Raw genomic sequence first — 16,549 nt, forward strand, 5'->3', positions numbered from 1 at the left:
TTTCTGGGCCACCATGGGCTCAGCTCACTGTGCTGTTACGTTCGATTACACGGTCACCACCGCCTTCGGCCAGGGTTTGACCAGGAGTGCGATCGGAACCGTCAGCGGCCAGGGTTTGACCGGGAGTGCGATCGGAACCGCCTTCGGCCAGGGTTTGACCAGGAGTGCGATCGGAACCGTCAGCGGCCAGGGTTTGACCAGGAGTGCGATCGGAACCGTCAGCGGCCAGGGTTTGACCGGGAGTGCGATCGGAACCGTCAGCGGCCAGGGTTTGACCCGGAGTGCGATCGGAACCGTCAGCGGCCAGGGTTTGACCCGGAGTGCGGTCGGAGCCATCTGCAGCAAAGGTCTGGCCTTGTGGGGTGCGGTCGGAGCCGTCTTCGACCAAGCCTTTTTGCTCCAGGCGGTCACGGCCACCTTCGGCTACGGTTTGGCTGTAGACAGACTGGCTGTCCTTGACCTGTGGCGTGGCTTGTTCGGAAGCTGGCAGGGCAAAAGCGGTCGAAGCCAGCAGTGAAAGGGACAGGCTCATCAGTAATTGGCGTTTCATGATCGTTGCTCCTTGGGAGGGCTAAAAAGTGGGTACGAGGGCAATGCTACTCTCGATAAGTCGATATAAAAGTTCATAAACACAATGGTAATAATCAACGGAATTGATTGTTCTGGGGAAAGGCTCTAGGACGGGGCTTTCAGAGGAGCGTTTTCGCCCCGGAGTGGGTAGTTTGTACTCACTTGTGCCCTGCAAATGTGCGGGGGCGGTAACAGGTAGCTGTCGAATCGGTCAGGTTCTTGCGCATTTATTAGTGCCGTTCGTCGCCCTTGATGGTAAACCTGTCGGCCGTTTTGCCTGTCCAACAATCATCCGCAACGAGCCGGCCACAGGTTCGTGCTATCCCCGGCGTCGCGGTTCGGACGCCCATTTGCCTCAGGAGCCTTGTGCATGACGCGCACCTCAAAAATCTTCGCCTGGGGCTTTGCCTGCCTCGTCGCCCTGTTGGCCGTGCTGGTGCTGGTCATCGCGTTCTTCGATTGGAATCGCCTCAAGCCCACGCTCAACGCCAAGGTTTCCGAGGAGCTGCATCGTCCGTTCGCGATCAATGGCAACCTGGCCGTGGTTTGGCAGCGCGAACCGCAGGAGGGTGGCTGGCGAGCCTTTGTGCCATGGCCCCATGTGGTGGCGGAGGATTTGAGCCTGGGCAACCCGGAGTGGTCGAAAGCTGCGCAGATGGCCACGCTCAAGCGCGTGGAGTTGCGTATTTCGCCCCTGGCGTTGCTGGCCCGGCGCGTGGCCATCCCGCGTATCGACCTGACAGGGCCCGACGCCAGCCTGCAGCGCCTGGCCGATGGGCGCGCCAATTGGACATTCCAGTTCGATCCAAAGGACCCGGACGCCGAACCGTCCAGCTGGGTGGTGGATATCGGCGCCATCGGCTTCGACAAGGGCCACGTCACCCTCGACGATCAGACACTCAAGACCCGTCTCGAGCTGGTGATCGATCCGTTGGGCAAGCCCATTCCGTTCAGCGATATCGTGGGCGAGAAAGCCGCCAGCAAAGCTCGGGAACAAGGGGCGACGCCACAGGACTATGCCTTCGCCTTCAAGGTCAACGGGCAATACCACGGGCAGAATCTCGGCGGGTCCGGCAAGGTCGGCGGTTTGCTGGCGCTGCAAGATGCGTCGCAGCCGTTCCCATTGCAGGCCCAGGCGAAGATCGGCGACACCCGCGTCGAACTGGCCGGTACCTTGACCGACCCGAAGAATCTCGGCGCCTTGGACTTGCGTTTGAAGCTGGCCGGCAACAGCCTGGCTAATCTTTATCCGCTGACGGGCGTGACCCTGCCGGATTCGCCGCCTTATTCCACGGACGGTCGGTTGATCGCCAAGCTCCATGAGCCAGACGGCGCCCAGTTTCGCTATGAGGGGTTCAACGGCAAGATCGGCGACAGTGACATCCATGGCAACCTGGCTTACGTCGCCAGCCAGCCCCGGCCAAAACTCAGCGGTGCGCTGGTGTCCGACCAATTGTTGTTCAGTGATTTGGCGCCGCTGATCGGCGCGGATTCCAACGCCGAACAAAAAGCCCGCGGCGGCGCCAGCAAACAGCCGTCCGACAAGGTCTTGCCGGTGGAAGAATTTCGCACCGAGCGCTGGAGCGTGATGGACGCCGACGTTGAATTTACCGGCAAGCGTATCGTCCACAGCGAGCAGTTGCCGTTTACCGATCTCTACACGCACCTGGTGCTCAACGATGGCCAGTTGAGCCTCGAGCCCTTGCGCTTTGGTGTGGCCGGCGGCCGGCTGGACGCGCAGATCCGCCTCAATGGCCACACCCAGCCTCTCGAAGGCCAGGCGAAATTGACCGCGCGTGGCTTCAAGCTCAAGCAGCTGTTCCCGGGCTTCGAACCGATGAAGACCAGTTTCGGTGAGCTCAACGGTGACGCGGATATTTCCGGGCGCGGCAATTCGGTGGCGGCGTTGCTGGGCACCTCCAACGGCAGCTTGAAGATGTTGATCAACGACGGCGCGATCAGCCGCGAGCTGATGGAGCTGGCGGGCCTCAACGTCGGCAACTACGTGGTGGGGAAAATCTTTGGCGACAAGGAGGTAAAGATCAACTGCGCGGCGGCTGACTTCGATATCAAGACCGGCCTGGCAACCACGCGCCTGTTCGTGTTCGACACCGAGAACGCGATTATCTATATCGACGGCACGGCGAACATGGCGACCGAGCGGTTGGACTTGACCGTCACCCCAGAATCCAAGGGCTGGCGGCTGATTTCCCTGCGCTCGCCGCTGTACGTGCGGGGCACCTTTGCCAAGCCCGCCGCCGGGGTAAAGGCCGTACCGCTGATGCTGCGCGGTGCCGGGATGGTTGCCCTGGGCGTCATCGCCGCGCCGGCGGCAGGCCTGTTGGCCCTGGTGGCGCCCAGCGGTGGGGAGCCGAACCAGTGCGCGCCGTTGCTTGAGCAGATGAAGGCGGGCAAGGCGCCGGTGACGGTCAAACCTACCCGGTAGCTCAATGTCGCGGTGAGGCGACTGGCCTCATCGCGAGCAAGCTCGCTCCCACAGGGGACCGCATTCTGTCTGAAGGAATGCGGTCAAAATGTGGGAGCGAGCTTGCTCGCGATGGGGCCCCTTAAGACCCTTACAGATCGGCCAGGATGTCGGCCATGTCATCGGCGTGCTCTTCTTCCTGGGCCAGGATGTCTTCGAAGATGCGCCGCGTGGTCGGATCTTTTTCGCCGATGTACTGCACGATTTCTCGATAGCTGTCGATCGCGATCCGTTCGGCCACCAAGTCTTCGAACACCATTTCCTTGAGCGTATTACCGGCCACGTACTGGGCATGGGAATGCCGGGTCAGCAGGTCGGGGTTGAACTCCGGTTCGCCGCCCAGTTGCACGATGCGTTCGGCGAGCCGGTCGGCGTGCTCGGATTCTTGGTTGGCGTGTTCGAGAAACTCGCTCGCCGCGACGCTGGCCTTCAGGCCGGTGGCCATGAAGTAGTGACGCTTGTAGCGCAGCGTGCAAACCAATTCGGTGGCCAGTGCTTCGTTCAGCAGGCGGATGATTTCCTGGCGATCGGCGTTGTAGCCTTCGGTGACGGCGCCGTTCTGGACGTTCTGGCGGGCACGTTCGCGCAGGGTGGTGACGTCGGATAAGTGCATGTCGCTCATCTCGTTCTCCTGGAGGCTGATCCGGTAGGGCGCCACGCTCTGCTGGCGTGGTCGCTCTAGTTCTGAGTGACGCGATCCTGGAAAAGTTTTACCGGATTTTTCAGTGTGTGCCCGGATAAGCGGGCTTCTTCCTCCACCCATTGAAAAAATGCCCGAACCGGCGGATGCCGTTCACGGCCAGGGACGCACAGCGCGCTGTAGCCGGCACCGTCGATCTGGATCTGCGGGCGATAGCCCACCAGCAGGCCACTGGCGACGCTCTGTGAAACCAGGATATTGCTCGCCAGCACCAGCCCTTGCCCGGCAATCGCCGCTTGCAGGGCGTAGTGTTCTTCATCGTATTCACGAATACACGGCTCGCGGATCAGCCAGGTTTCGCCGGCCTGGGCGCACCACGTCTCCCAGCCATGGGCGTACAACTTGGAATTGTGCCAACGCACGCTGATCAACGTCGGCGGTTGCCGGGTAGCCAGCGCCACTTGTTCCGGCGAGCCATACACGCCGAAGCTTTCATCGAACAGGCACAGCCCGTACAGGTTCGAGTAGGTGTCCAGGCTGTAACGCACCACCAGATCGACGCTGGCGTCCTGGTGCAGGTCGATGACGTCGCAATGGGTGTCCAGCCGCACGTTGATGTTCGGGTGGCGCGCATAGAACCGGCCCAGGCGCGGCACCAGCCACAGGGCGGCAAACGCCGCGGTGGTGGAGATGGTCAGGTGGGTCGTGCTGCGTTGCGGGCGCAGGCTGTCGACGCTTTGTGCAACGTCCAGCAATGCCCCGTGCAAGCTCTGGAATAAACGCTGCCCGGCATCGGTGAGACGCACCCGGCGCGGCAGGCGTTCGAACAATGGCATCCCCAGCCAGGTTTCCAGCGAGCGAATCTGGTGGGAAATCGCCGTTGGCGTGACTGAAAGCTCTTCGGCCGCGGCCTTGAAGCTGAGCAGCCGGGCTGCGGACTCGAAGGCTCGCAAGGCATTGAGGGGCAGGGTGGCGAACATCGGAAAATCTCCAATGGATGAATACAACTCATCCGGATCAATTAACGCTCATTTGAGCCTGAGCGCTACAACGTCTCAAGCTGCAAGCCACAAGCAGTTCCGATTGTAGTCGCTATCAAGGAGTTACAGATGAGCAGCATTCTTGTCGTACACGGCAGCCCGCGCGGCGAGCGTTCCCATTCCCGGCGCTTGACGGAAGCGTTCATAACGGCCTGGCAGGCCGCCAATCCTCAGTCCTTGCCGACCCGCCGTGAAGTCGGCCGCACCGTCATGCCTGCGGTGAATGAAGCCTTTATCGCCGCGGCGTTTTATCCAGAGCCTCAGGCGCGGCCGCTGACCATGCAGGCCGACCTGGCGTTGAGCGACAGCCTGGTGGCGGAGCTGAAGGCCCACGACCGGTTGGTGATCTCGGCGCCCATGCACAACTTTGGCGTGCCCAGCGGTGTGAAGGCCTGGATCGACCAGATCGTGCGCATCGGCCTGACGTTCAATCACAGCCTGGATAATGGTGTTTCGCAGTACGAGCCGCTGGTGCTGGGCAAGAAGGCGCTGATCGTGACCAGCCGTGGCGATTTTGGCTTCGGTCCCGGCGGTCCGCTGGAAGCCATGAACCATGCTGACACGTGGCTGCGAACCGTCCTGGGCTTTATCGGCATCAATGACGTGACGGTGGTGGCGGCCGAAGGCGAAGAGTCGACCGAGCACAGCTTCGCGCGGTCCTGCGCGGAGGCCGAGCAGCGCTTGCTGGCGCTGGCCCGGACGTTCTGATGGCCTGGGTCCTGCTGTGATCGGGCTGAAGTGACATTGCTGTCATAGACTGGTCATCATCGGTACTGATGCTGACCCCTCTTGATCGCAAGGATGTCGCCATGTCGCAACGCTGTGCCACTCGCTACCCGCTGGTACTGGTCCCGGGCATGCTCGGTTTCATTCGCCTGGTCTTGTATCCGTACTGGTATGGCATCGTGGAGGCGTTGCGCCGGGACGGGGCGGTGGTGATCCCGGTGAAGGTCTCACCCCTGCATTCCTCCGAGGTGCGCGGTGAGCAGTTGTTGGCGCGGATTGAAGAAGTGCTGAAGCAAACCGGCGCGCAGAAGGTCAACCTGATCGGCCACAGCCAAGGCAGTCTGACCGCTCGCTATGCCGCCGCCAAGCGTCCGGACCTGGTGGCGTCGGTCACGTCGGTGGCCGGCACCAACCACGGTTCCGAATTGGCCGATTACCTGCAGACCCACTACCCGGCCGACAGCGCCAAGGGGCGGTTGCTCAGTGCCCTGCTGCGACTGATCAACGTGCTGATGTGCTTGCTGGACACCGGCTATCGCGGGCCACGGCTGCCAACTGACCTCGATGCCTCCCATGCCTCGCTGACGACGGCCGGAGTGGCGCTGTTCAATGAACGTTATCCACAGGGCTTGCCTTCCACTTGGGGTGGGCACGGCCCGGAAGAGGTCAATGGCGTGCGTTATTACTCCTGGTCCGGAACGTTGCAGCCGGGCAAGACCGACAGGGGCCGCAACCTGTTCGACGGCACGAACCGAAGTTGCCGGCTGTTTGCCCGGACCTTCGTGCGCGAGGCGGGGCAGTGTGATGGCATGGTCGGGCGCTACAGTTCGCACCTGGGCACGGTGATTCGTGATGACTATCCACTGGACCATTTCGACATCGTCAATCAGTCTCTGGGGTTGGTGGGCCGGGGGGCGGAGCCGATCCGGTTGTTTGTCGAGCATGCCGAGCGGTTGAAGGCTGCTGGGGTGTAGATCGTCAGGAGGACCGCGATATCGTTCTTCGTCGGATCGCCGCCCGGAGCAAGCCCGCTCCCACAGATGACCGCGTTCTGTCTGGAAAAACGCGCTCAAACTGTGGGAGCGAGCCTGCTCGCGAAAGCGATGGACCTGGCACCGAACAATGAGATGGATGAAGGTGTAACAGGCTTTGTCTACACTGCACCCCATCGCCGTACCCTTGTGCGGCAACCAGGAGAAACACCATGAAGATGCTCCGTGTGCCTTTGTTGATGATCGGTTTGCTGCTCTGTTCCCAAGGCTTCGCCGCCACGGCCCAGCAAACCAAGATGACCACCTGCAACGCGGACGCCACCGCCAAGGCGCTCAAGGGCGATGAACGCAAAGCATTCATGAGCAACTGCCTGAAGGCCGCTCCGGCCGCCGCTGCTACCCCCAGCACGCCTCAGGAGCGCATGAAGTCCTGTAACGCCACCGCCACCGAGCAGGCGCTGAAGGGTGACGCTCGCAAGACGTTCATGAGCGAGTGCCTGAAGAAAAAATAATTGGATTCATCGGGCTCTTATCGTGAGCCCGCTCGCTGCCACAATGGAGGGCGTTGCCGGTCCATTGTGGAAGCCAGCTGGCTTGCGATGGGGGCCGTTGCTGTCGCGAAAAAAACATCTGAACCCCGACCAGGATCGGCCGATACAATCCCTAGTGCTGCCAGTGGATCGCTGGCAGACTGCCAATCCTTTCACGCCGTTTTTTGTCCTGGGGCTGTATGCCAACGTTTTCTCAGCGTCATGTGTTGTTGGTGATCAGTTGGGTGATCATTTTTGGTGGGTTGTTGCTGGTGTTGCCGCTGCGCCTGTTGCCGAGCCTGTTGGCCGGGTTGCTGGTGTTCGAACTGGTCAACATGCTCACCCCGCAGTTGCAACGACTGATCGAAGGCCGGCGTGCCCGCTGGCTGGCGGTGGCCTTGCTGGGCACGCTGGTGGTGAGCGTGCTGTCGCTGATCTTCGCCGGAGCCATCAGCTTCCTGCTGCATGAAGCAGAGAACCCAGGCGCATCCCTCGATAAATTCATGGGCGTGGTCGACCGCGCCCGCGGCCAATTGCCGCCGTTCATCGATGCCTACCTGCCGGCCAGCGCGGCCGAGTTCCGGGTGGCGATCAGTGATTGGGTGAGCAAACATCTGAGCGACTTGCAGTTGGTGGGCAAGGACGCGGCCCACATGTTCGTGACGCTGCTGATCGGCATGGTGCTGGGAGCGATCATTGCCTTGCAGCGCATCCCCGACCTGACCAAGCGCAAACCCCTGGCCGCCGCGCTGTTCGATCGCTTGAACCTGCTGGTCAAGGCGTTTCGCAACATCGTATTCGCCCAGATCAAGATTTCCATGCTCAACACGTTCTTCACCGGGATCTTCCTGGCGGTGGTGCTGCCGCTGTTCGGTATCCACCTGCCGCTGACCAAGACGCTGATCGTGATGACGTTCCTGCTGGGGCTGTTGCCGGTGATCGGCAACCTGATGTCCAACACGCTGATCACCATCGTCGCGCTGTCGCTATCGATCTGGGTGGCGGTGGCGGCGCTGGGTTACCTGATCGTGATCCACAAGCTCGAATACTTCCTCAACGCCCGCATCGTCGGCGGGCAGATCAGCGCCAAGTCGTGGGAATTGCTCATGGCAATGCTGGTGTTCGAAGCCGCGTTCGGCCTGCCGGGGGTGGTGGCGGGGCCTATCTACTATGCGTATCTCAAGAGTGAGTTGAAGCAGGTGGGGATGGTGTAGAGGAGCAGCTGCAAGCTTTGAGCTTCAAGCGGCAAGTAAAAGCTAATCCGTGTCGCTTGGCTAAGCTGCAAGCTTCAAGTGAAGCCAGCCACACCGCCTGACCGCTCTTACTTGAAGCTTGCAGCTCAAAGCTCAAAGCTGCCCCTCACCCATACCGCTTCATCGCCTCGATCGCCAACCCGCTGCCGATACTGCCGAAGATATTGCCTTCCACATGCCGCGCCTGGGGCAGCATCGCCGAGACGCTGTTGCGTAGCGCCGGGATGCCGCTGGAGCCGCCGGTGAAGAACACCGTATCGACCTGATCAACCCGCACGTTGGCATCGTTGAGCAACTGCGTGACGCTGCCGCGTACCCGCTCAAGCAAGCCGTCGATGGCCGACTCGAACAAGGCTCGGCTCAGGTCCACGCTCAGGCCCGGTTCGATCCGGTCCAGGGCCACGTGGCGCTGGTCGGCGTGGGTCAGCTGGATCTTGGTTTCTTCCACTTCCATCGCCAGCCAATGCCCGGCACGCTGTTCGATCAACTTGAACAGCCGGTCGATGCCGCCGGTGTCTTCGATGTCGTAGCGCATGCTGCCCAGGGCGAGGGTGGATTTCTGCGAATACACCGCGTTGATGGTGTGCCAGGTCGCCAGGTTCATGTGGTGGCTGGTGGGCATGTAGGCGCCGCTTTTCATGCGGCTGCCGTAGCCGAACAGCGGCATCAGGCCTTGCAGGCTGAGTTGCTTGTCGAAGTCGGTCCCGCCGATGTGCACGCCGCCGGTGGCCAGGATGTCTGCGTGGCGGTTGTCGTGCATGCGCCGTTCGGGCGACAGGCGCACCAGGGAAAAGTCCGAGGTACCGCCGCCGATGTCGACGATCAGCACCAGCTCTTCTTTCTCGATGGTCGATTCATAATCGAAGGCCGCCGCGATGGGTTCGTACTGGAAGGAGACTTCCTTGAAACCGATGGCGCGGGCCACGTCGACCAAGGTGTTTTCCGCTTCTTGGTCCGCCAGCTCGTCGTCATCGACGAAAAACACCGGGCGGCCCAGCACCACTTCCTCGAATTCCCGACCGGCGGCGGCTTCGGCACGCTTCTTCAACTGGCCGATGAACAATCCCAGCAAGTCCTTGAACGGCATGGCCGTGCCAAGGACGCTGGTGTCGTGCTTGATCAGCTTGGAGCCCAGCAGACTCTTGAGCGAGCGCATCAGCCGGCCTTCGTAGCCTTCCAGGTATTCGTGCAGGGCCAGGCGGCCGTACACCGGACGGCGCTCTTCCTGATTGAAAAAGACCACCGAGGGCAGGGTGATCTTGTCGTCCTCCAGCGCGATCAACGTTTCCATGCCGGGGCGCAGCCAGCCGACGGTGGAGTTGGACGTGCCGAAGTCAATGCCGCAGGCACGGGCCGGGGATACGTTTTTCATGTCTTTCAGGTTCCGGTCGAAAAAACGGCCGCGCAGTGTATGCCAGTGCGAAGCGGATTCGAAGGCCGGTTATCCGCTAATTCGCAAACACTGGCCTTGAAAGACGACGTCACACCCCCAAACTTGCTGGCATGAGCCTGGCAGCCATCGGGCGGACACAAGAACCGCCACCCGCTGCCGATAAACTTCTGATGCACCGTCCGGTCACACTCTTGAGGCCGGTCAACCCCTTGTCCGGACATTCGGGCATGCTGTGCGTGGCGGTGCAACATCGATAACGGATGGTGATGCTTAAGATGGACTTCAAAGACTATTACAAGATCCTGGGTGTTGAGCCGACGGCCGACGATGCCACGATCAAGGCCGCCTATCGAAAGTTGGCGCGCAAATACCACCCGGACGTGAGCAAGGAGAAAGACGCCGAGACCAAATTCAAGGACGTCTCCGAAGCCTATGAAGCGCTGAAAAGCGCTGACAAGCGCGCCGAATACGACGACTTGCGCCGGTACGGCCAGCACGGCCAGCCGTTCCAGGGCCCACCGGGTTGGCAGAGCCGTGGCGGTTTTGGTGGCCAGGACACCGGGGATTTCTCGGACTTCTTCAGTTCGATCTTTGGTAATCGCGGGCCGGGTTTCGGCGGCGGACAATCGGGTCGCAGTGCCGGCCGTCGGGGACAAGACGTGGAAATGGAATTACCGATCTTCCTGGAAGAAACCCTGTCGAACGAATCGAAAAAGGTCAGCTTCCAGGTGCCGCAATACAACGCGGCGGGCCAGCACGTGAGCAATACCAGCAAGAGCCTGAACGTGAAGATCCCGCTGGGGGTGACCGACGGCGAGCGTATCCGCCTCAAGGGCCAGGGCGCGCCGGGCATCGGCGGCGGTGCCAATGGCGACTTGTACCTGACCATTCGTTTCGCCCCGCACCCCAAGTTCGATGTCGAAGGCCAGGACCTGATCATCACCTTGCCCCTGGCTCCGTGGGAATTGGCCCTGGGCACCGAAGTGGCAGTGCCGACCCTCACCGGCAAGATCAACCTCAAGGTCCCGGCCGGCAGCCAGAACGGCCAGCGCATGCGCGCCAAGGGCCACGGCTTGCGCAACAAGGCCGGTGAGCGCGGCTATTTGTTTGTTCAGCTCAAGGCCGTGATGCCCAAGGCCAGCGATGAGTCGGTCAAGGCATTGTGGGCCGAGCTGGCGAAGAAAGCCGCGTTCGACCCGCGGGAGAACTTCTGAACCGAGGATCATGGCTAGACTCGACAGCTGAAGCATTGGGAGAAGCAGACCATGAACAACCCGATCATTGAACTGAACCTGATGGAATTCTGTGAGGCCGCCGCATTGGCCGATGTCCATGTAATCGAAATCGTCGAACATGGCATCCTCGAACCTCACGGCACGGCCCCCACGGACTGGCGTTTTACTGATTACGAATTGGTCCTGGCCCGGCGTGCAGCCAAGCTGCGCCGGGAGTTGGAGCTGGAATGGGAAGGCGTCGCCCTGGCGCTGGACCTGCTGGAAGAAGTCCAGCAACTGCGCAGTGAAAACCGCATGCTCAAGCAGCGGTTGGGGCGGTTGGTGGAGTAGATTGTTAAAAAACTGTGGCGAGGGGATTTATCCCCGTTGGGCTGCGCAGCGGCCCTGCTTTTTTTGCGGTTGCTGCGCAACCGAACGGGGATAAATCCCCTCGCCACAAGGTTATGTGCCCATCCAGCGAATCAAGCCTGAATCACCTCAAAACAGAAAATAGCGCTGCGCCATCGGCAACACTTCGGCCGGTTCACACCACAACAGCACGCCGTCGGCCTTGACCTGGTAGGTCTGGGGGTCGACGTCGATGCTCGGCAGGTAGTCGTTGTGGATCAGGTCGGTTTTCTGCACATCGCGGCAGCCTTTGACCACTGCGATTTTTTTCTTCAGCCCAAGCTGTTCCGGCAACCCGGCCTCGGCAGCAGCCTGGCTGATGAAGGTCAGGCTGGTGGCGTGTCGCGAGCCGCCGAAGCTGGCAAACATCGGCCGGTAGTGCACCGGTTGTGGCGTCGGGATCGAGGCGTTGGCGTCGCCCATCAGGCTGGCGGCAATCGCCCCGCCCTTGAGGATCAGCGTCGGCTTGACCCCAAAGAACGCCGGGCGCCACAGCACCAGGTCGGCCCACTTGCCCACCTCGATGGAACCCACTTCATGGCTGACGCCGTGGGTGATCGCCGGGTTGATGGTGTATTTGGCGATGTAGCGCTTGATGCGGAAGTTGTCGTTGCCTTCGCCGTCGCCGGGGAGGGCGCCGCGTTGCTTTTTCATCTTGTCGGCGGTCTGCCAGGTGCGCGTGATGACTTCGCCGACCCGGCCCATGGCCTGGCTGTCGGAGCTGATCATCGAGAAGGCGCCGAGGTCGTGGAGGATGTCTTCGGCGGCGATGGTCTCGCGGCGGATGCGGCTTTCGGCGAATGCCACGTCCTCGGCGATGCTCGGGTCCAGGTGATGGCAGACCATCAACATGTCCAGGTGTTCATCGATGGTGTTGCGGGTGAACGGCCGGGTCGGGTTGGTGGAGCTGGGCAGCACGTTAGGGAAGCCGCAAGCCTTGATGATGTCCGGCGCATGGCCGCCACCGGCGCCTTCGGTGTGGTAGGTGTGGATGGTGCGGCCCTTGAACGCGGCCAGGGTGGTCTCGACGAAACCGGATTCGTTGAGGGTGTCGGTGTGGATGGCCACCTGCACGTCGTACTGGTCGGCCACGCTCAGGCAGTTGTCGATGGCCGCCGGGGTGGTGCCCCAGTCTTCGTGCAGCTTCAGTCCGATGGCGCCGGCCTTGACCTGTTCGACCAGCGGCTCCGGCAGGCTGGCGTTGCCCTTGCCGGTGAAGCCGATGTTCATCGCAAAGGCATCGGCGGCTTGCAGCATCCGCGCGAGGTGCCACGGCCCGGAGGTGCAGGTGGTGGCGTTGGTCCCGGTGGCCGGGCCCGTGCCGCCACCGATCATGGTGGTGACGCCGCTCATCAGCGCTTCTTCGATCTGCTGAGGGCAGATGAAGTGGATATGGGTGTCGATCCCGCCAGCGGTGAGGATCATGCCTTCACCGGCAATCACTTCGGTGCTGGCGCCGATGGCGATGGTCACGTCGGGCTGGATGTCCGGGTTGCCGGCCTTGCCGATCGCCGCGATGCGCCCGTCCTTGAGGCCGACATCGGCCTTGACGATGCCCCAGTGATCGATGATCAGCGCGTTGGTGATCAGCGTGTCGACGACCTCGGCGGCCAACAATTGGCTCTGGCCCATGCCGTCGCGAATCACCTTGCCGCCGCCGAATTTCACTTCTTCGCCGTAGGTGGTGAAGTCCTTCTCCACTTCGATCCACAACTCGGTGTCGGCCAGGCGGACCTTGTCGCCGACGGTGGGGCCGAACATGTCGGCGTAGGCTTGTCTCGAAATCTTCATGTGCTCGCCTTGAAACTCAATTGAATTTTGAAACCGTTCGCTGCGCTCACTCATCGCGAGCAAGCTCGCTCCCACAGGGGACCGCGATCAACTGTGGGAGCGAGCTTGCTCGCGATGAGGCCAGTACAGGCCCCCATGACTTAAAGGTCGCCCATGACCCGCCCGGCAAACCCGAACACCCGGCGATGCCCGGCCAGTTCGACAAGTTCGACTTCCCGACTCTGCCCCGGCTCGAAGCGCACCGCCGTGCCCGCCGGGATGTTCAGGCGCATGCCACGGCTGGCGGCGCGGTCGAAGGTCAGGGCGTCGTTGGTTTCGAAGAAGTGATAGTGCGAGCCGACCTGGATCGGCCGGTCGCCGCTGTTGGCGACATTCAACGTGAGCGTGCGGCGGCCGACGTTGAGCTCGATGTCGCCGGGTTGGACCTGGTATTGCCCTGGAATCATTGTGGTTGCCCCAAAAGCTTGTAGTAGATGGCGGTCGGGGTGTAGGTCCCGTCCGGGCTCTGGCAGTAGTCGGGCAGTTCACCGACGCGGATGTAGCCCATGGCGCGGTAGAACGCCTCGGCCTCGGAGCCGGCCTCGGTGTCGAGGTACAACAGGCCACGCTTGTGCTGGCGGGCGCCGAGTTCCAGGGCGCTCATCAACTGCTGGCCGAGGCCCCGGCGGCGGGCCTCGCCGCGGACCAACAGCTTTTGCACCTCGGCGCGGTTGCGGCCGTTGGGCTTCTGGCACAGGGCAAGCTGGACGCTGGCCTGCACCTGTTCATCCTTGACCACAACCCACAACAGCAGGTGGCCCTGGTTGAGACTGGCCTGGACTTCATCGAAATAGGTCCGGGCCTGGACCGCATCGAGGTCGGCCATGAACCCGACGCTGGCGCCATAACCCACGGCGTCGAGCAACAGATCGATCAGGCCCTGGCGATAGTGCGCAAAGCTTTCAGCGTGGACTCGACGCAACTGGGCGGCGTTCATCGGTATCACTCCTTGTCGATGGCGGGCGGTGGCGCCCCGGGGTTGAGGACCAACTGCATGAACGTCAGGTCCAGCCAACGGCCGAACTTGGTGCCCACCTGGGGCATCTGCCCGGTGGTGACGAAACCGATCCGCTCATGCAGGCGAATCGAGGCCGCGTTGCCGCTCTCGATGGCCGCGACCATGACGTGTTTATCGCAGGACCTGGCGCGCTCGATCAGGACAGCCATCAGCAACGGGCCAAGGCCGTTGCCGCGCTGGTCGCTGCGCACGTACACGGAATGCTCCACGGTATGGCGGAAGCCATCGAATGGCCGCCAGTCGCCGAAGGAAGCGTAGCCGAGCACGTTGTCCTCGGCGTCAACGGCGACGAGCACCGGGTAGCCCTGGGTTTGCCGGGCGCTGAACCAGGCCTGGCGGTTGCCCAGGTCCACGGCCTGCTCGTTCCAGATCGCCGTGGTGTTGAGCACGGCGTCGTTGTAGATATCGCGGATCGCCGCCAGGTCGGCGGGCTGTGCGTCACGAACATGGGCAGTCATGGCGTGGCCTCAGGCGATGGGCTGGTGGACGGTGACCAGTTTGGTGCCGTCGGGAAACGTCGCTTCGACCTGAATCTCCGGGATCATCTCCGGGATACCTTCCATCACCTGCTCGCGGCTCAGCAACGTGGTGCCGTAGTGCATCAGCTCGGCCACGGTCTGGCCGTCACGGGCGCCTTCGAGCAGCGCGGCGGAAATGTAGGCCATGGCCTCCGGGTAGTTGAGTTTCACGCCCCGGGCCAGTCGTCGTTCGGCGACGAGGCCGGCGGTGAAGATCAACAGCTTGTCTTTTTCGCGTGGGGTCAGGTCCATGTGCAATCCATAAGGGCAGATAAAAAAATTCTTGCTGTGAACACAGGTCCCCTTGTGGGGGATCCTCTGTGGGAAAGCAAATTCAGGTGCTCCAGATTCTTGGTGGCACGGCCTCTCTTCCAAGCAATGCAGGCCTGAGCAAGCGCCACAACTCAATCAACCACCCCCGCGCCAGCAACGCCTCGCTCGCCAGGCAACGGGCCACGAGCAAACCGGGCAGTTGGGTCAGGTCGCCGCGCACGGCATGGCCCAGGGATCGGCAGCGTTCCAGCAACTCGCTGTCGATCTCACCGGTCACCAGCAACGTGGCGAACACCGGATCACCGCCCAGGCCGATGGGCGAGTCCAGCAGTCCATCGCCACCGACGATGCGCTGGCGCTCATGCCACAACAACTGGCCGTCGCGGCGGATGTCCAGCCGCGACTGGAAGTGTCCCCGGTCGAATCGCTCGCCACTGGCCGGCCGGCCGAGGGCAACCATGTCCCAATAGAACAATCGGGCATCGCCCTGCAGGTCGATGCTTGTGCTGAGTTCGGCCTGGGCTGCGCTGAAGACGATGGTTTCCTGGGGCAGCCATTCCAGGGTCGCGCCGGGGGCCACGCTCAGCGTCAGTTGCTGGTACGCCGGGCCGGCGGCGCGGTACCACTTGGCCGCGCCGGGGCTGGTCAATTGTGCCCAGGCGCCAGGGCCGACGTGGGCCGAGATGTCCAGCCGATCCCCACCGGCAATCCCGCCGGGCGGGTGGACGATGATGTGCTGGCACACTTCGGGGCCTTCGGCGTACAAGTGCTTCTGCACCCGCAGCGGGCCCTTGTGGCGGCGCTGTACCGGGCGTGTGCAATCGCCGAAGCGGGCATAGCCCAAGTCCAGCTCGGCGTGCCAGCTGGGTGTGAACAGGGCTGAAGACGTAACAGGTAGATTCATGATTTTCTGATTATCGTCGGGACGCTAAGCCTAGATCGTTACCAGCCCGCGCACACCCTCGGCTTCCATATTTTCTCCGCGGCCCTGCTGCACGATCTCGCCCCGGGACATCACCAGGTACTGATCGGCCAACTCGGCGGCGAAGTCGTAGAACTGTTCCACCAGTAAAATCGCCATGTCGCCCCGCGCCGCGAGTTTCTTGATCACCGCGCCGATTTCCTTGATCACCGACGGCTGGATGCCTTCGGTGGGCTCATCGAGAATCAGCAACCGGGGACGGCTGGCCAGGGCCCGGCCAATGGCGAGCTGCTGTTGCTGGCCGCCGGACAGGTCACCGCCCCGGCGCTGTTTCATCTGCAGCAGCACCGGGAACAGTTCGTAGATGAAAGCCGGCACTTCCTTGGCTTCTGAACCAGGGAAACGCGACAGCCCCATCAGCAGGTTTTCTTCCACCGTCAGCCGGCCGAAAATCTCCCGGCCCTGGGGCACGTAGGCAATGCCGGCGTGCACCCGTTGGTGCGGCTTGAAGGTAGTGATGGCCTTGCCCTCCCAATTCACCGCGCCTTCCTTGGCCGGCAGCAGGCCCATCAGGCATTTGAGCAGGGTGGTCTTGCCCACGCCGTTGCGACCCAGCAGGCACGTCACCTCGCCGACCTTCACGTCGAACGACAGGCCGCGCAGGATGTGGCTACCGCCGTAGTATTGGTGGAGGTGTTGGACTTGTAGCATTTGAACTCCGTTTTTTAGAGCTTCAA

General features: G+C 62.1%; 18 protein-coding genes. 7 read left to right on the forward strand and 11 right to left on the reverse strand.

What is annotated here, in order from left to right; all coding sequences use genetic code 11:
- Positions 1-19 precede the first annotated feature (19 nt).
- Positions 20-550, reverse strand: coding sequence for a hypothetical protein (locus KSS97_RS04050; protein ID WP_217861130.1), 531 nt, complete (start codon positions 548-550; stop codon positions 20-22).
- Positions 551-940: 390 nt separating this feature from the next.
- On the opposite strand from KSS97_RS04050, the gene KSS97_RS04055 reads away from it, so the two are divergent.
- On the forward strand, positions 941-3,016 hold the full coding sequence (locus tag KSS97_RS04055; RefSeq protein WP_198797200.1) for an AsmA family protein: 2,076 nt from the start codon (positions 941-943) through the stop codon (positions 3,014-3,016).
- 130 nt (positions 3,017-3,146) lie between these two features.
- Here the strand turns inward: KSS97_RS04055 and KSS97_RS04060 are convergent, their stop codons facing one another.
- Together KSS97_RS04060 and KSS97_RS04065 are read right to left on the reverse strand one after the other, a co-directional pair.
- Positions 3,147-3,677, reverse strand: a complete 531-nt coding sequence (locus tag KSS97_RS04060; RefSeq protein WP_030140123.1) for a ferritin-like domain-containing protein — start codon at positions 3,675-3,677, stop codon at positions 3,147-3,149.
- 56 nt (positions 3,678-3,733) lie between these two features.
- Positions 3,734-4,675, reverse strand: a complete 942-nt coding sequence (locus KSS97_RS04065; protein ID WP_217861131.1) for a LysR substrate-binding domain-containing protein — start codon at positions 4,673-4,675, stop codon at positions 3,734-3,736.
- A 129-nt stretch (positions 4,676-4,804) separates the two neighbouring features.
- On the opposite strand from KSS97_RS04065, the gene KSS97_RS04070 reads away from it, so the two are divergent.
- The 4 genes from KSS97_RS04070 (at position 4,805) to KSS97_RS04085 (ending at position 8,197) form a co-directional block, all read left to right on the forward strand.
- Positions 4,805-5,443 (forward strand): FMN-dependent NADH-azoreductase, encoded by a 639-nt coding sequence (locus KSS97_RS04070; protein ID WP_217861132.1) that lies wholly within the window; start codon positions 4,805-4,807, stop codon positions 5,441-5,443.
- Between the two features lie 101 nt (positions 5,444-5,544).
- On the forward strand, positions 5,545-6,435 hold the full coding sequence (locus tag KSS97_RS04075; RefSeq protein WP_217861133.1) for an esterase/lipase family protein: 891 nt from the start codon (positions 5,545-5,547) through the stop codon (positions 6,433-6,435).
- Positions 6,436-6,665: 230 nt separating this feature from the next.
- Complete coding sequence (locus KSS97_RS04080; RefSeq protein ID WP_217861134.1) at positions 6,666-6,965, forward strand: PsiF family protein; 300 nt, start codon at positions 6,666-6,668, stop codon at positions 6,963-6,965.
- A 218-nt stretch (positions 6,966-7,183) separates the two neighbouring features.
- Positions 7,184-8,197 (forward strand): AI-2E family transporter, encoded by a 1,014-nt coding sequence (locus tag KSS97_RS04085; RefSeq protein WP_030140118.1) that lies wholly within the window; start codon positions 7,184-7,186, stop codon positions 8,195-8,197.
- A gap of 145 nt (positions 8,198-8,342) precedes the next feature.
- Here KSS97_RS04085 and KSS97_RS04090 read toward each other — a convergent pair whose 3' ends face one another.
- Positions 8,343-9,608, reverse strand: coding sequence for an Hsp70 family protein (locus KSS97_RS04090; protein ID WP_217861135.1), 1,266 nt, complete (start codon positions 9,606-9,608; stop codon positions 8,343-8,345).
- Positions 9,609-9,904: 296 nt separating this feature from the next.
- Here KSS97_RS04090 and KSS97_RS04095 point away from each other — a divergent pair, with 296 nt between their 5' ends.
- Positions 9,905-10,843, forward strand: coding sequence for a DnaJ C-terminal domain-containing protein (locus KSS97_RS04095; RefSeq protein ID WP_030140114.1), 939 nt, complete (start codon positions 9,905-9,907; stop codon positions 10,841-10,843).
- Positions 10,844-10,894: 51 nt separating this feature from the next.
- Positions 10,895-11,194 (forward strand): chaperone modulator CbpM, encoded by a 300-nt coding sequence (locus tag KSS97_RS04100; protein WP_030140113.1) that lies wholly within the window; start codon positions 10,895-10,897, stop codon positions 11,192-11,194.
- 147 nt (positions 11,195-11,341) lie between these two features.
- Here the strand turns inward: KSS97_RS04100 and ureC are convergent, their stop codons facing one another.
- The 7 genes from ureC to urtE form a co-directional block, all read right to left on the reverse strand.
- A complete protein-coding gene (gene ureC, locus KSS97_RS04105; RefSeq protein ID WP_198797196.1) occupies positions 11,342-13,042 on the reverse strand; it encodes an urease subunit alpha in 1,701 nt (566 codons plus the stop codon).
- 140 nt (positions 13,043-13,182) lie between these two features.
- Positions 13,183-13,488, reverse strand: coding sequence for an urease subunit beta (locus tag KSS97_RS04110; RefSeq protein WP_198797195.1), 306 nt, complete (start codon positions 13,486-13,488; stop codon positions 13,183-13,185).
- The gene (locus KSS97_RS04115) at positions 13,485-14,018 is read right to left on the reverse strand and encodes a GNAT family N-acetyltransferase (RefSeq protein WP_217861136.1); all 534 of its coding nucleotides are present in this window, start codon (positions 14,016-14,018) and stop codon (positions 13,485-13,487) included. Before KSS97_RS04115 ends, KSS97_RS04110 begins: the two co-directional genes overlap by 4 nt.
- A 5-nt stretch (positions 14,019-14,023) precedes the next feature.
- Positions 14,024-14,557, reverse strand: a complete 534-nt coding sequence (locus KSS97_RS04120; protein ID WP_217861137.1) for a GNAT family N-acetyltransferase — start codon at positions 14,555-14,557, stop codon at positions 14,024-14,026.
- A gap of 9 nt (positions 14,558-14,566) precedes the next feature.
- Positions 14,567-14,869, reverse strand: coding sequence for an urease subunit gamma (gene ureA, locus KSS97_RS04125; RefSeq protein WP_007937143.1), 303 nt, complete (start codon positions 14,867-14,869; stop codon positions 14,567-14,569).
- Positions 14,870-14,951: 82 nt separating this feature from the next.
- Positions 14,952-15,794 carry an urease accessory protein UreD gene (locus KSS97_RS04130; protein ID WP_217861138.1) on the reverse strand — a complete coding sequence of 281 codons (843 nt, stop codon included), beginning with the start codon at positions 15,792-15,794 and terminating at the stop codon, positions 14,952-14,954.
- A gap of 30 nt (positions 15,795-15,824) precedes the next feature.
- On the reverse strand, positions 15,825-16,523 hold the full coding sequence (gene urtE, locus KSS97_RS04135) for an urea ABC transporter ATP-binding subunit UrtE (RefSeq protein ID WP_030140107.1): 699 nt from the start codon (positions 16,521-16,523) through the stop codon (positions 15,825-15,827).
- Between the last annotated feature and the right edge of the window lie 26 nt (positions 16,524-16,549).

Origin of the sequence: Pseudomonas alvandae (assembly GCF_019141525.1) — a bacterium.
Taxonomy (GTDB): domain Bacteria; phylum Pseudomonadota; class Gammaproteobacteria; order Pseudomonadales; family Pseudomonadaceae; genus Aquipseudomonas; species Aquipseudomonas alvandae.